Source organism: Sphingomonas flavalba (assembly GCF_047553045.1).
GTDB classification, from domain to species: Bacteria; Pseudomonadota; Alphaproteobacteria; order Sphingomonadales; family Sphingomonadaceae; genus Sphingomonas_L; species Sphingomonas_L flavalba_A.
In genome coordinates this window covers 2935319-2950736 of the sequence record NZ_CP180208.1, presented here as the reverse complement: position 1 = coordinate 2950736, position 15418 = coordinate 2935319, and the positions used below count along the sequence as shown (strand labels likewise).

Here is a 15418-nt window from a genome sequence, read left to right as displayed (position 1 = left end):
GCGCCCCCTTCATAGAAGCAACAGCGCCACTGTCATCGCCAGTGCCAGCGACACCAGCGTCGCCGCGATGACCGGAGCGGAGCCGCGCCAGCCCTGCGCGAGCAGCAATTGCATCGGCGAGCGGATGCCGGTGGCGACCACCGCCATCAGCAGCAGCACCGACGTGCCCTGATGGGCCAGTGTCGCGGTCGCGGCGGGGAAGGTGACGAAGGAATTGGCGACGGCGAGCAGCAGGAAGCCGACGACGAACCACGGCACCGCGACCCCCGCCGACACCCGGCCGCCTTCCCCCCGGAACAGCATCGCCACCACCACCAGCACCGGGGCGAGCATGGCGACCCTGGTCAGCTTGATGATTGCCGCGGTCTGGCCGGCGCTGTCCGAGATCGAATAGCCGGCGCCGAGCGCCTGGGCGACGTCGTGGATCGAGGCGCCGATCAGGAAGCCGGCGGCGTGGTCGTCGAGGCCGGCCAGCGCGGCGAGCGCCGGATAGAGCGACATCGCCAGCGCGCTGGCCGCGGAGACCGCGACCAGAACCAGCGTCAGCTGCGCCTGATTGACCCGTTTTTCGCCAAGCACGGTGGCGAGCGCCAGCGCCGCCGACGCGCCGCAGATGCCGACCGCGCCGCCGGCGAGCGTGCCGAAAGCGGCGCCGAGGCCGAGCAGCCGGGCGGCGAGCGCGCCGGCGGCGGTGACCAGCACGATCATTGCCGCGATCGCCGCGAAGCCGGCCCAGCCGAGGGCGGCGATCTGCCACAGCGTCACCTGCGCGCCGACCAGAACGATCCCCCAGCGCAGCAGGGTGCGCGAGGCGAAGCCCAGGCCGGGGTGCAGCCGGCTGTCGCCGTTGACGAAATTGAAGGCGAGGCCGATCAGCAGCCCCATCAGCATCAGCGGTGCATGGTAATGTTCCGACAGCCAGGCCGCCGCCAGCGACGCGACGCCGGTGATCGCCAGCCCCGGCAGATAGGCGGAGAGCGGTTGCCGCCGGGCGGGTGCCTCGACATCGAGCAGGTCGCCGTAGAGATCGGCGGCGGCGGGCAGCGGGCGCGGCGCGCCGTTCAAGGCAGCGGGTGTGCCGCCTGCCAGGCGGCGGCGGCGCCGAGCAGGCCGGGCTGGGGATGGGTGCACAGCCGGATGGCGATGCGCCGCATCAGGGCTTCGTGCCGGCCCTTGGCGGCGAAGCGGTCGACGAAGGCGGCGTCGGCCAGCCGGTCGGCGATACGATTGGCGAGGGTGCCGACGATCAGCACCGCATCGGCGCCCTGCGCCAGTGCGAGATCGCCGGTGACCGCGCCGAACGCCAGCACCAGCCGGTCGAGCGCGGTGGCGGCAAGTGGATCGCTGCCGTCGATCGCCGCGGCCCAGAGCGCGGGCGCCTCGGCCGCGCCGCCGCCGAGCGCCTCGTAGATCGCGACCAGCCCCGGACCGGAGACCAGCCGTTCGACCGAGACGCGGCCGTGGCGGGCGGCGAGCGCGTCGGCAATCCGCTGTTCGACCGCGTCGAGCGGGGCGAAGGCGACATGGCCGCCTTCGGTTTCGATCACCCGGTGGGCGTTGCCCTGACGCAAGCTGACCGCGACGCCCAGCCCGGTGCCGGGGCCGATGACCGTCGTTACCCCGGCGGGGGGGCTGACGGACAGGACGCCCGGCCCGGCAAGGTGGCGGCTGTGCGCGGCATCGATCCATGGCACGGCGTGGGCCATCGCGCCGAAATCGTTGAGCAGGACAAGGCGGTCGACGCCGAGCGCGCCGGCCAGCGCATCCCGCCGCATGCGCCAGCCGCCGTTGGTCAGCGCGATCGTGTCGCCGCCGACCGGCCCGGCCAGCGCGATCGCCGCCCCCTGCGGTGCCGCCATCCCCGAATCGCGCAGGAAGGCGGACCATGCGGCGGCAAGGTCCGGGTAGGCCGCCGTGTCATAGCGAAAAGGCCGATCAAGCACCGGCGCCGCGTCGGCGGCAAGCGCCGCGCGCGCGAAGCGGGCGTTGGTGCCCCCGATGTCGACCGCGACGATGTCCATGCGGCTGCCTAGCCGCCGCGCCGCGCCGGAGCAACCGGCGTTGCGTTGACGCCGGCGGGGCGGCCCGGTAGCGTGGCAGCCGATCGCGAGGGTCCCGGCCTGCCGGGGCGCGCCAGGTCGCTTCACATCACGTCGCTTCACATCACGCCGTTCCGTCACCGCATTCCCGCCGACAGCATCGTAACCGGCGTCACCGCAAAAGGGCGGTGCCGCCCACTCGAAGGAGAAGGCCATGCCCCGATTTCTGCTTACCGCCGTGCTGGCGGCTACCACCGCGGGCCTGACGGCCGGCGCCGCCCATGCCCAGGCGATCGAACGTCATGCCAAGCCGACGCCCAGCCTGATTCTGGATGCGGTTACCGTGCCGGCAAAGGCGGAGATGCTGTATCTGAGCGGCCAGGTGGCGGCGCCGGCCGACCCCACCGCAAGTGGCTCAGCGCGTTTCGGCGATACCAAAACCCAGACGATCAGCGTGCTCAACCGGATCAAGGCCGTGCTTGCCGCGCGCGGCTATGAGATGGCCGACATCGTGCGGCTGACCGTCTATCTGGTCGCTGACCCGAAGCGGGGCGGGCAGATGGATTTCGACGGGATGAACGAGGGGTTCCGCCAGTTCTTCGGTTCCGCCGACAACCCGAACAGCGTCGCCCGGTCGACCGTGCAGGTCGCCGCCCTCGCCGCGCCCGACTATCTGGTCGAAATCGAGGCGACCGCCGCGCGGGTGCGCTAAGCCGGGCTGTTGCCGGCGGTGTTCGCGCGGCGTTGACGTGACCGCCGCCGGGATGGCATGGGGCGTGCGCCTTCGCGCGGGCGCGGGCATGCGGGTATAGCTCAATGGTAGAGCACTAGCCTTCCAAGCTTGTGATGCGGGTTCGATCCCCGCTACCCGCTCCACCCCGCCGCCCTTCGCGACAAATTGCGACAATTTTCCGCGCTGCCGACAAATTCGCGCGACAGGGCGGGGCGATAACGGGTTCATCGAGACAGCGGGTCTCGACGGAGCCCCCCTCTCCGCCCCGACCCGGACGTAGCGTTTCACCGCGGCAGAGCGTGAGCAGGCTCGGGTCGCGGTGCGGAAGCCCGGTGGTTGACCCCTGCCGCGCCTTCCATAGCCGGCGGTTCGCGACTCCCCCCTGTGTCGCGGCCGCCGGCGCCCCCCGCCGCCAGGGACCCACCCCGCCCGGCAGCGGAGACGACAGGACCCGATCAGGGCTCCGCCCCTCCACCCCGGGGGCGGAGCCCTTGTCGTATGCGGCGCCGTCGCGTTTTCGTTTCGGCGCGGGTAAGGAAGGACGATGGACGACAAGCCCCACCTGCTGCTGGTCGACGACGAGCGTTCAATCCGCGAGCCGCTCGCCGCCTATCTGACGCGCAACGGCTTTCGCGTCACCCAGGCCGGGGATGCGGCGGCGGCGCGCGACCGGCTGGCCGGTTATGCGATCGACCTCGTCATTCTCGACATCATGATGCCGGGCGAGGACGGGCTGAGCCTGTGCCGCCACATTCGCGAGACCAGTGACCTGCCGGTGGTGCTGCTGACCGCGATGGCGGAGGAGACCGACCGCATCGTCGGGCTGGAGATGGGCGCCGACGATTATGTTGTGAAGCCGTTTTCCCCGCGCGAGCTGGTCGCGCGGATCAAGGTGATCCTGCGCCGGGCGGCGCGCGGCGGCGTGCGCCAGCAGGCGCCGGAGACCCAGAGCTATGCCTTTGCCGGCTGGGTGCTGAAAGCCGGGGAGCGCGCGCTGGTCGACCGCGACGGGGTGACCGTGCCGCTGTCGACCGGCGAGTTCAACCTGATGCTCGCCTTTGCCACCCACCCGCGCCAGGTGCTGAGCCGCGACCAGTTGCTCGACCTGACGCAGGGGCGCGAGGCCAATGCGTTCGACCGGGCGATCGACAACCATATCAGCCGGCTGCGCCGCAAGATCGAGGAGGACCCGAAGACCCCGGCGCTGCTGAAGACCGTATGGGGCGGCGGCTATACGCTGGCCGCCGACGTGACCCGGCTTTGAGGCGGCTGGCGCAGCGGCTGTGGCCGCGGAGCCTGGCCCGACAGATGGCGCTGCTGCTGGCGGCGGCGCTGCTTGTCGCCCAGGCGGTCAATTTCGGGTTGCAGCTGCGCGCCGGCGAGCGCCAGCGCACCCAGCAGACCACCGCCGTCGCCATCGCCCGGCTGGCCGAACTGGTCGCGCGCGCCGAGGCGCCGCGGCCGCCGGGGTTCGAACCGATGGTCGTCGTGACGGCGCAAAGCCCGATCCTGCCGGCGATGCCCAAACGCCCCGACGTCGTCGCCCGCGCCGGCCAGACGCTGACCGAGCTTGGCCTTGGCGTCGAGCAGCTACAGGCGGGCGAGGCGATGGGCCGCGAATATCGTTATGTCCGCGATCCCGCGACGGCGGCGCTGCGCCGGGTGGAGGGGCCGCGGCGCAACGCGCTGATCCTGTCGGCCGAACTGGCCGAGGGGCGATGGGTCACCGCCGTCTCGCAATTTCCGCCGCACGACTACCGCGTCGTGCTGTGGCTGCTGTTCCAGACGATCCTGCTTTACGGCTTTATCCTGCTGCCGGTGCTGTGGTTCGTCTGGCGGCTGTCGCGGCCGCTGCGCGACCTGCGCGTTGCCGCCGACAGCTTTACCAGCGCCGCGCCGGCGCCGCCGGTCAGGGAACGTGGCCCGGCCGACATCCGCCAGCTTGTCCATGCGTTCAACCTGATGCGCGAGCGGCTGGCGGCGATGCTGGACGAAAAGGACCGGATGCTGGGTGCGATCGGCCATGACCTGCGCACCCCGCTCGCCTCGCTGCGGGTGCGCACCGAACTGGTCGACGACGAGGCCGAGCGCGACCGGATGGCGGCGACGATCGATGAGATGAACCGGACGCTGGACGACATATTGTCGCTGGCGCGGCTCGGCCGGCCGAGCGAGCCGCCGGCGCTGGTCGACCTGCCGGCGCTGGTCGACAGCGTCGTCGACGATTTCCTCGATCTTGACGCGCCGGTGACCGCCGAGGACAGCGCCCGGCTTGCCGTGACGATGCGGCCGACGCTGATCCGCCGCGCGGTGCGCAACCTGATCGAGAATGCGATCAAATACGGTGGCGCGGTGCGGGTGCGGGTGCGGGCCGAGGCGGGCGGCGCGATCGTCGAGATCGACGATGATGGCCCCGGCATCCCGCCGGACGAGATCGAGCGGATGTTCGAACCATTCACCCGCGCGGAAGGGTCGCGCAGCCGCGAGACCGGCGGCGCCGGGCTGGGCCTGGCGCTGGCGCGGGCGATCGCGACCGGACACGGCGGACGGCTAAGCCTGGCCAACCGGCCCGAAGGCGGTTTGCGCGCGACACTCTGGCTGCCGGCCGCCGGCTGACCCGTCGGCTTGCTTACCCATCCGCTTTAACGGCGGGGGGACGAGCCGCCGCCGCGCGCTAGCGTTGGACCTGTTTAGCGCGCGATGCCGGCGGCGGCGAGGACGCCCAGGGTGATCAGATCCGACGCGCTGGCGCCCATCGGCGCGATCTGCACCGGGCGTTCCATGCCGATCAGCATCGGCCCGATCACCGAATCGCCGCCCAGTTCGCGCAGCAGCTTCGCCGACAAATTGGCCGATTGCAGGCCGGGCATGACCAGCACGTTGGCCGGGCCGGACAGGCGGCTGAACGGATAGCTTTTCATCACTTCCGGATTGAGCGCGACGTCGGGTGCCATTTCGCCTTCATATTCGAAGCTGACCCGGCGCTGGTCGAGCAGAGCGACGGCGTCGCGCATGTTGTCGAGCCATTTGCCCGGCGGGTTGCCGAAGCTGGAATAGCTGAGGAAGGCGACGCGCGGTTCCTGCCCCAGCCGGCGGGCGACGGCGGCGGTGCGTTCGGCGATGTCGGCGAGCTGTTCGGCGGTCGGGCGTTCGTTGACCGTGGTGTCGGCGATGAACACGGTGTGCGCGCGGCCGACCATGATGTGCAGGCCGAACGGCACCTTGCCCTCGGCCGGGTCGAGCACCCGCTTCACCTCTCGCATCGACTGGGCATAGGTGCGGGTGACGCCGGTCACCATCGCGTCCGCTTCGCCCATCTGCAGCATCAGCGCGCCGAAGATGTCGCGATCGCGGTTGACCATGCGCTGGCATTCGCGGCGCAGATAGCCGCGCCGCTGCAACCGTTCGTAGAGCCGGTCGACCATCGCCGGGACCAGCGGCGAGTTGACGCTGTTATGGACTTCGAACCGGCCCGGATCGTCAATGCCGAGCGCGCGCAACCGGTCGTGCACGTCGTCGCGGCCGACGAGGACCGGCACGCCGTAGCCGCCGTCGGCGAACTGGATCGCGGCGCGCAGCACGACTTCCTCCTCCCCTTCCGCGAACAGCACCCGTTTCGGCCGGGCGCGGGCGCCTTCATAGGCGAGCGACAGCACCGAGGTGGTCGGCGACAGCCGCGCCTTCAGCGTCTGGCGATAAGCCGGCATGTCGAGGATCGGCCGGGTGGCGACGCCTGAATCCATCGCCGCGCGGGCGACGGCGGCGGGTACTACCTCCATCAACCGCGGGTCGAACGGCGCCGGGATGATGTAGTCCGGGCCGAAACTGTGGGCGCGGCCATAGGCGAGGGCGACTTCTTCCGGCACCTGCTGGCGGGCGAGGTCGGCGAGCGCATGGGCGGCGGCGATCTTCATCTCGTCGTTGATCGTCGTCGCCCGGACGTCGAGCGCGCCGCGGAAGATGAACGGGAAACCGAGGACGTTGTTGACCTGGTTCGGATAATCCGAACGGCCGGTCGCGACGATCGCGTCCTGGCGGATGCGGTGGACGTCGTCCGGGGTGATTTCCGGGTCCGGATTGGCCATGGCGAAGATGATCGGCTTGTCAGCCATCGACCGGACCATGTCCGCCGTCACCGCGCCGGCGACCGACAGGCCGAGAAACACGTCGGCACCCCGCATCGCGTCGGCGAGGCTGCGCGCGTCGGTTTCGACGGCATGGGCGGATTTCCACTGGTTCATGCCGTCGGTCCGGCCCTGCCAGATCACCCCTTTCGAATCGCACATCGTGACGTTGCCGGAGGGCACGCCCATCGCCTTGACCAGTTCGGTGCAGGCGACGGCGGCGGCGCCGGCGCCGTTGACGACGACCCGCACGTCCTTCATTTCCCTGCCGGTGATACGCAGCGCGTTGATCATGCCGGCGGCGGCGATGATCGCGGTGCCGTGCTGATCGTCGTGGAACACCGGGATGTTCATCCGTTCGCGCAGCGTCTGCTCGATGATGAAGCATTCGGGCGCCTTGATGTCTTCAAGGTTGATGCCGCCGAAGCTGGGTTCCATCAGCTCGATCGCGTCGATCAGCCGGCCGACATCCTCCGTCGCCAGTTCGATGTCGATCGCGTCGACGTCGGCGAAGCGTTTGAACAGCACCGCCTTGCCTTCCATCACCGGTTTGGAGGCGAGCGCGCCGAGATTGCCGAGGCCGAGGATGGCGGTGCCGTTGCTGACCACCGCGACGAGATTGCCCTTGGCGGTATAGTCGTAGGCGGTTGCCGGGTCGGCGGCGATCGCGCGGACCGGCACCGCGACGCCGGGCGAATAGGCTAGGCTCAGGTCGCGCTGGGTCGCCATCGGCTTGGTCGCGACGATCTTGATCTTGCCCGGCCGCCCTTCCGAATGAAACAGCAGCGCCTCACGCTCCGAAAACTCGACATTGGCCCCTTCGGTCATGCGTTCCCCTCTCCTGATGTCCGTGCCATCGGTCTAGGCGGCGGGCGGGTGTCGCCGCAAGCGGATGATACCGAAAACATGCGGCCGAGGGATGACGGGCGCGCGGCGGGCGGCTATGCCCCCGGCAATGTCCGCCGCCGCCAAGCCGACCGCCCCGACCCCGATGATGGCGCAATATCTGGCGTTGAAGGCCGAGGCCGCCGACTGCCTGTTGTTCTACCGGATGGGCGATTTCTTCGAGCTGTTCTTCGACGATGCGAAGGCGGCGGCGGCGACGCTCGACATCGCGCTGACCGCGCGCGGCGAGCATGACGGGCGGCCGGTGCCGATGTGCGGCGTACCGGTCCATGCCGCCGAAGCCTATCTCGCCCGGCTGATCCGCGCCGGCCACCGCGTCGCCATCGCCGAGCAGACGGAAAGTCCGGCCGCCGCCAAGGCGCGTGGCGGCAAGGCGCTGGTGACGCGGGCGATCGTCCGCTTCGTGACCGCCGGCACGTTGACCGAGGAGGCATTGCTCGACGCGCGCGCGGCCAACTGGCTGGTCGCGCTGGGCGAGGCGGGCGGCATGCTGGGGCTGGCCGCCGCTGACATCTCGACCGGCCGGTTCGAGATCGCGGCGATCGACCGGGCGGCGCTGGACGCGGAGCTTGCCCGTTACGGCGCGGCGGAAGTCGTGGTGCCGGAGGGCTTCGCGCTGGCTGACGCGGTCGTGCGGCCGAAAGCGGATTTTGACAGCAGCGGCGGCGCGGCGCGGCTGCAGGCGCTGTTCGGGGTGGCGACGCTGGACGGGATCGGCCAGTTCGGCCGGGCCGAGCTGGCGGCGGCGGGCGGGCTGGTCGCCTATCTCGACCATGCGGGCAAGGGCACGCTGCCCTTTCTCCAACGCCCGGTGACGCGCGGCCTGGCGGCGCACATGACGATCGACGCCGCGACCCGCGAGAGCCTGGAACTGACGCGGGCGAGCGGCGGCGGGCGGGCGGGCAGCCTGCTCGACTGCATCGACCGCACGGTGACCGGGGCGGGCGCACGGCTGCTTGCCGCCGATATCGGCGCGCCGCTGATGGACCGGCAGGCGATCGACGCGCGGCTCGATCTGGTCGACCATTATGTCCGCGACGGCGGCGCCCGCGACGGGATGCGCGCCGCGCTGCGCGCGCTCCCCGACATCGGCCGGGCGCTTGGCCGGCTGGTCGCCGGGCGCGGCGGGCCGCGCGACCTGGCGCAGTTGCGCGACGGGCTGGGCGAGGCGCGGCTGATGCGCGAGCGGCTGGCGCGCGATGACGCCATGCCGCCGTTATTGACGGCGCTGCTCCCCGCTTTTGATGGACATGGCGCGCTCGTCGACCGGCTGGCGCGGGCGCTGGTGCCGAGCCCGCCGCTCGACGCCGCGCAGGGTGGCTATATCGCCGAGGGGTATGATGCCGCGCTCGACGTGTTGCGCGGGCAGGGCGGCGAAGGGCGGCGCGCGATCGCCGCGCTGGAGGCGCGCTATCGTGGCGAAACCGGCATCGCGGCGCTGAAGATCCGCCACAACGCCGTGCTTGGCTATCATGTCGAGGTGCCGGCCCGTCATGCGGAGCCGCTGATGCGGGCGGATTCGGGTTTTACCCACCGCCAGACGCTGGCCGGGGTCGTCCGCTTCAATGCGCCCGACCTGCACGAACAGGCGCTGCGTGTCGGACAGGCCGGGGCGCATGCGCTGGCCGCCGAAGCCGCGCATCTGGAAGAGCTGGTCGCGCTGGCGGTAACGCGGCGCGACGCGATCGCCGCCACCGCCGACGCGCTCGCCCGGCTCGACGTCGCGAGTGCACTGGCCGAGCTGGCGGTGACCCAGGGCTGGTGCCGGCCGCTGCTGGTCGACCAGCCCTGCCTTGAGATTTCCGGCGGACGCCACCCGGTGGTCGAGGCAGCGGTTGGCCGGGCGGGCGAACGCTTCGTCGCCAATGACTGCACCCTGACCGAACAGGCGCGGCTGTGGCTGGTCACCGGGCCGAACATGGGCGGCAAGTCGACCTTCCTGCGCCAGAACGCGCTGATCGCGGTGCTGGCGCAGGCGGGCAGCTTCGTCCCGGCGACCCGCGCACGGTTGGGGCTGATCGACCGGCTGTTCAGCCGGGTCGGCGCATCCGACAACCTGGCGCGGGGCCGATCGACCTTCATGGTCGAGATGGTCGAGACCGCCGCGATTCTGGCGCAGGCGACGCCGCGCAGTTTCGTCATTCTCGACGAGGTCGGGCGCGGGACCAGCACCTATGACGGACTGGCGATCGCCTGGGCGGTGGTCGAGGCGGTGCACGAGGACAATCGCTGCCGCTGCCTGTTCGCCACCCATTACCATGAGCTGACCCGGCTGGCCGACCGGCTCGACGCGCTGTCGCTGCACCATGTCCGCGCGCGCGAATGGAAGGGTGAGCTGGTGCTGCTCCACGAACTGGGCGAAGGGCCGGCCGACCGCAGCTACGGCCTGGCCGTCGCCCGGCTGGCGGGCTTGCCGCCGACAGTGCTCGCCCGCGCCGGAGAGGTGCTGAAGAAGCTGGAGGCCGGGCGCGAGAAGACCGGCGGGATCGCCGCCGGGCTGGACGACCTGCCGCTGTTCGCCGCTGCGCCCGCGCCGGAGCCGGCGACCGATCCGCTTGCCGAGGCACTGGCGGCGATCGACCCCGACGCGCTGACCCCGCGCGAGGCGCTGGACGCGCTCTATCGGCTGAAGGGCCTGGTCGCCGATCAGCCCTGAGCGGGATCGGCGACCGCGTCGGCCAGCCAGGCGCGATAGGCGGGTGAGCCGCCGGTGATCGGCGTGACGAGGATTTCCGGGACGGCGTAGCTGTGCAGCGCGGCGATGCGGGCGGCCACGGCGTCGGCCAGTGCCGCCGTGGTCTTGGCGACCAGCGCGACTTCCGCCGCGGTTTCGACCGCGCCCTGCCAGCGATAGGTGCTGGCGACCGGATGGGTATGGACGCAGGCGGCGAGCCGTTCCGCGACCAGCGCCCGGGCGATCGCGCCCGCTTCCGCCGCATTGGCGGCGGTCGACCAGATCATCACCTGTGCATCCATTGCTTCCTATCTCCCGCCCGGCCGCTTACATCGGCGGCATGGCCGCCCGTATCGACACACTGCCCAATCGCCGCGCGATCGTCGACCGTCGGGCGATAGCCGATGCGCTGGCCGCGCTCGACGGCGACAACACCGCGCGGCTGCGCGCGCAGGCGGTGGCGATCCTGCGCGGCGCGCTTGACGCCGGGCGCGCCGAAATCGCCGCGCGGCTGGCCGAGCATCCGTCGCGGGGCAGCGAGGCGGCGGCGGGGCAGGCCTTCCTGATCGACCAGTTGCTGCGGCTGATCTACGATTTCACCACCGGGCGCCTGTATCCGATCAATAACCCGACCGCCGCCGAACGGCTGACGCTGATCGCGGTCGGCGGCTATGGCCGGGGCGAGATGGCGCCGTTTTCCGACGTCGACATCGCTTTCCTGACGCCGTGGAAGCAGACCGGATGGACCGAACAGGTCATCGAGGCGATGCTCTACACGCTGTGGGACCTGGGGCTGAAGGTCGGCCATTCGAGTCGCTCGCTGGACGAGATGGTGCGGATGGCCAACAGCGACCTGACGATCCGCACCGCGCTGCTCGAAGGGCGGTATGTGTGGGGTGACGAGGCGCTGTACGACGAGGCGTCCGCCCGTTTCGACCGGGAGGTGACGGCGGGTACCGCCCGCGCCTTCATCACCGAGAAGCTGGCGGAGCGCAACGCGCGCCACAAGCGGCTGGGCGACAGCCGCTATGTCGTCGAACCGAACGTCAAGGAGGGCAAGGGCGGGCTGCGCGACCTGCATACGCTGTTCTGGATCGGCAAATACGCCTATCGCGTCCGCACCGTTGCCGAACTGGTCGACAAGGGGCTGCTGACCCGCGCCGAGCTACGCCAGTTCCAGACCGCCGAGAATTTCCTGTGGGCGGTGCGCTGCCACCTGCACCTGATCACCGGCCGGGCCGAGGACCGGCTGACCTTCGACGTCCAGCGCGAGATCGCCGAGCGCATGCGTTATGCCAACCGCCCCGGCGCGACGCCGGTCGAGCGGTTCATGCGCCATTATTTCCTGGAGGCGAAGAAGGTCGGCGACCTGACCGGGCTGTTCCTCGCCCATCTCGACGACAGCTTCGCGGCGCGCGGCCGGCGTTTCGGTCTGCCGTCGATCAGCCGGCGGCCGAGCCGGCTGAAGGGATTCAGGCTCGATCGCGGCCGGCTGGCGCTGCCCGCCGATGATTTCTTCGCCACCGACCCGGTCCGTCTGATCGAGATGTTCGCGCTGGCCGACAAGCACGGGCTGGAGATCCACCCGCTGGCGATGCGCGCCGCCGGTCGCGACGCCGGGTTGATCGACGGCGCCGTCCGCCGCGACCCGCGCGCCAACGCGTTGTTCCTGGACGTGCTGACCTCTCCCCGCGACCCGGAAACGGTGCTGCGCTGGATGAACGAGGCCGGGGTGTTCGGCCGCTTCGTGCCCGATTTCGGCCGCGTCGTCGCGCAGATGCAGTTCGACATGTACCACCATTACACGGTCGACGAGCATTCGATCCGGGCGATCGGCCTGCTGTCGCAGATCGAGCGCGGCATATTGAAGGCGGATCACCCGCATTCCCATGCGATCGTCACCCAGATCGTTTCGCGCCGCGCGCTGTATGTCGCGGTGCTGCTCCACGACATCGCCAAGGGGCGCGGCGGCGATCACAGCGTGCTGGGCGCGGAGGTGGCGATGCGGCTGTGCCCGCGCTTCGGCCTGACCGCGGCGGAGACCGAGATGGTCGCCTGGCTGGTTCGCCACCACCTGCTGATGTCGGCGACGGCGTTCAAGCGCGATCTTGCCGATTTCAAGACGATCCTTGATTTCGCCGAGGTGGTGAAGAGCCCGGAACGGCTGCGCCTGTTGCTGGTGCTGACCGTCGTCGACATCCGCGCCGTCGGCCCCGGCGTGTGGAACAGCTGGAAGCGCCAGTTGCTGACCGACCTGTACGAAGCGGCGGAGGAGGTGCTGCGGCTGGGCCACAAGCAGACGGGGCGCAAGGAGCGGATCGCTGCCAAGCAGGCCGACCTGCAGGCACTGCTCGGCTGGGACGCGGCGGCCTTTGCCGAACTGGTCGCGCGGCTGCCCGAAAGTTACTGGATCGCCGAGCCGATCGACGTGCTCGCCCGCAATGCCCGGCATATCGCCGAGGCGGGCGAGCGGCCGCTGTCGATCTCGGCCCAGGTCTACCCGGAGCGCGGGGCGACGCTGGTTACCGTTTACGCCAGTGACCATCCGGGGTTGTTCTACCGCATCGCGGGGGCGATCCACCTGGCCGGCGGCAGCGTTATCGACGCGCGCATCCACACCACCCGCGACGGCATGGCGCTCGACAATTTCCTGGTGCAGGACCCGCTTGGCCGGCCGTTTGACGATGCCGACCGGCTGGAACGGCTACGCGCCGGGATCGAGGATGCGCTGGCCAACCGCCACCGGCTGGCCGACCGGCTGGCGGCCAAGCCACTTGCCCGTACCCGCGCCGAGGCGTTCCGCATCGAGCCGAGCGTGTTCATCGATAACAAGGCGTCGAACCGCTACACCGTGGTCGAGGTCAACGCCGCCGACCGGCCGGCGCTGCTCAACGGCCTGGCCCACGCGCTGTTCCAGTCGAAGGCGACGATCCATTCCGCCCATGTCGCCACCTATGGCGAGCGCGCGGTCGACACATTCTACCTGACCGACCTGATCGGCGACAAGATCACCGCGCCGGCGCGGCTGAGGGCGCTGGAGAAACGGATGCTGGAGGCGGCCGCCGGCACCGCGCCGCCACCGCGCGAGGCGGCCGCCTGAGGCGCGATCAGTCCGCCGCCGGGGCGGGGGCCGGTGGCGATGCCGGCGCCGGGGCAAGATAGGCGATGACGGTGTCGCCGGCTTCCGCCGTCACCCCGGTATTCGAGGCGAAGGGCAGCAGGCGCTGGTCGCCCTTCAGCAGCAGCACCGGTTCGCCGCCGCCGGCGAGATTCTTGCGGTAGGCGGCGTAGCCGAATTTTTCGGTCAGCTTGGTGCGGGTGAAGCCCCAGCCGGCGGCCTGCCGGTTGAGCAATTCGTCGATCGGCGCGCCGCTTTCGAGCAGCGCCCGGCCCCGGCCCTTGATCGCCGCGTCCGGGTTGGGGGCGACGCGGACGATCTTGTCCGGCCCCAGTTCCGGGCCGAGATCGGCCGAGATCAGCGCGTTGTAGGCGTCGTTGTCGGTCGCGGCGATCAACAGTTGATACTGGCCGAGGTCGAGGTGATCCTGCGTCACTTCGTCCAGAATGTCGCCGCGATAGACGGTGATGTCGCGCTTGCGCGCGGCGCGCAGCGCGAATTTGCTCGGATCGGCGATGGTCACCGGGATGCCGGCGGCCTGTAGCGTCGCGCCGAGTTCTATCGTCCAGTCATTGGCGCCGACGATCATCACCCCGTCGCGCCCCGACGACCAGATGCCCAGCCGCTGCGCCACCCATTTGGCGGAAAAGCCATGGGCGATGATCGTCGCGACGACGACGCCGAAGCTGAGCGGGATCAGCGCGTCGGCATCCGGCACGCCGAATTCGGTCATGCGGATGGCGAACAGGCCGGTGATCGCCACCGCAACGACGCCGCGCGGTGCGATCCATGCGACGAACAGGCGTTCGCGCCAGGGCATCGACGAGCCGAGCAGGCTGATCAGCACGGTCAGCGGCCGGACGCAGAACAGCAGCAGGACGAGGAATACCAGGAAGCGCGCCTTGAACGCGCTGACGACGCCCCAGTCCAGCGTCGCCGGCATCAGGATGAACACGCCGGAGACGAGCAGAACCGCCAGATCCTCCTTGAACCGACGCAGGGCGTGGCCGGAGAGCAGCGGCTGATTGGCGATGACGATGCCCATGATGGTAACGGTGATCAGCCCGGTCTCGTGCTTCATCACGTCCATCGCGACGAAGCCGGCGATGACGGTGACCAGCACCACCGGCACCTTCAGATATTCCGGGATCAGCCCGTGGCGGAACAGCCAGGTCAGCCCGAAGCCCAGCCCCGCGCCGGTGAAGCCGGCGACGAGGCTGGCGGCCGCGACGTCGGCAGTGATCGGCAGGATGCCGACGTCCGGTCCCTGATAGGTCACATAGGCGTAGATCGCGACGGCGAGCAGCGCGCCGATCGGGTCGTTGACGATCCCTTCCCATTTCAGCGTGTTGCGTACCCGCGCCGGTACGCGCAGCGTGCGCAGCAGCGGCCCGATCACCGTCGGCCCGGTGACCACCATGATCCCCCCGAACAGCGCCGAGACCGGCAGCGACAGCCCGGCGCCGTAATAAGCCGCCGCCGTGCCCAGCGCCCAGCCGATCGGTACGCCGAGGATGGTCAGTCGCAGGACCGGGCCGCCGGCCAGCCGCAAATCGCGGAAATTGAGGCTCAACCCGCCTTCGAACAGGATCACCGCCACCGCGAGCTTGATGATCGGCCCCATTAGCACGCCGAAATCGCGGCCGGGGTTGATGATGCCGCCGGGTACGACGAGGGCGCTGACCGGCCCGGCGAGGAAACCGGCGATCAGCATCAGCCCGATCGCCGGCTTGCCGATCCGCCAGGCCAGCCACTGCGCGCCGATACCAAGCACGCCGATCAGCGCGATCTTCACGATCAGGGACTCGAACATCATGGTCCGGC

General features: G+C 70.4%; 10 protein-coding genes and 1 tRNA gene. 6 read left to right on the top strand and 5 right to left on the bottom strand.

Features of this window, described 5'->3' with window-relative positions; translation table 11 throughout:
- Positions 1–9: 9 nt before the first annotated feature.
- Entirely contained in the window at positions 10–1065 is a 1056-nt protein-coding gene (locus ACMT1E_RS14070; protein ID WP_414901020.1) for a YeiH family protein, read from the bottom strand.
- Positions 1062–2021, bottom strand: a complete 960-nt coding sequence (locus ACMT1E_RS14065) for a glucokinase (RefSeq protein WP_414901018.1) — start codon at positions 2019–2021, stop codon at positions 1062–1064. Before ACMT1E_RS14065 ends, ACMT1E_RS14070 begins: the two co-directional genes overlap by 4 nt.
- A gap of 232 nt (positions 2022–2253) precedes the next feature.
- Between ACMT1E_RS14065 and ACMT1E_RS14060 the strand changes: the two genes are divergently transcribed.
- From ACMT1E_RS14060 to ACMT1E_RS14045, 4 genes are all read left to right on the top strand, one after another.
- Positions 2254–2751 (top strand): RidA family protein, encoded by a 498-nt coding sequence (locus tag ACMT1E_RS14060; protein WP_414901017.1) that lies wholly within the window; start codon positions 2254–2256, stop codon positions 2749–2751.
- Positions 2752–2841: 90 nt separating this feature from the next.
- Positions 2842–2915 (top strand) — tRNA-Gly (locus ACMT1E_RS14055).
- A gap of 401 nt (positions 2916–3316) precedes the next feature.
- Positions 3317–4036: a response regulator gene (locus ACMT1E_RS14050; RefSeq protein WP_414901015.1), complete on the top strand. Its 720-nt coding sequence runs from the start codon at positions 3317–3319 to the stop codon at positions 4034–4036.
- 44 nt (positions 4037–4080) lie between these two features.
- Complete coding sequence (locus ACMT1E_RS14045; protein ID WP_414901014.1) at positions 4081–5388, top strand: ATP-binding protein; 1308 nt, start codon at positions 4081–4083, stop codon at positions 5386–5388.
- 74 nt (positions 5389–5462) lie between these two features.
- Here the strand turns inward: ACMT1E_RS14045 and ACMT1E_RS14040 are convergent, their stop codons facing one another.
- Entirely contained in the window at positions 5463–7724 is a 2262-nt protein-coding gene (locus ACMT1E_RS14040; RefSeq protein ID WP_414901012.1) for an NADP-dependent malic enzyme, read from the bottom strand.
- A 163-nt stretch (positions 7725–7887) separates the two neighbouring features.
- Between ACMT1E_RS14040 and mutS the strand changes: the two genes are divergently transcribed.
- Positions 7888–10458: a DNA mismatch repair protein MutS gene (mutS, locus tag ACMT1E_RS14035; RefSeq protein ID WP_414903446.1), complete on the top strand. Its 2571-nt coding sequence runs from the start codon at positions 7888–7890 to the stop codon at positions 10456–10458.
- Here mutS and cutA read toward each other — a convergent pair.
- Entirely contained in the window at positions 10449–10763 is a 315-nt protein-coding gene (gene cutA, locus ACMT1E_RS14030) for a divalent-cation tolerance protein CutA (RefSeq protein ID WP_414903444.1), read from the bottom strand. The two genes, mutS and cutA, sit on opposite strands and share 10 nt — an antisense overlap.
- Positions 10764–10816: 53 nt before the next feature.
- Here cutA and ACMT1E_RS14025 point away from each other — a divergent pair, with 53 nt between their 5' ends.
- Entirely contained in the window at positions 10817–13576 is a 2760-nt protein-coding gene (locus ACMT1E_RS14025; RefSeq protein WP_414901011.1) for a [protein-PII] uridylyltransferase, read from the top strand.
- Between the two features lie 7 nt (positions 13577–13583).
- On the opposite strand, the gene ACMT1E_RS14020 is transcribed toward ACMT1E_RS14025, so the two are convergent.
- On the bottom strand, positions 13584–15410 hold the full coding sequence (locus tag ACMT1E_RS14020) for a cation:proton antiporter (protein ID WP_414901009.1): 1827 nt from the start codon (positions 15408–15410) through the stop codon (positions 13584–13586).
- Positions 15411–15418: the final 8 nt, after the last annotated feature.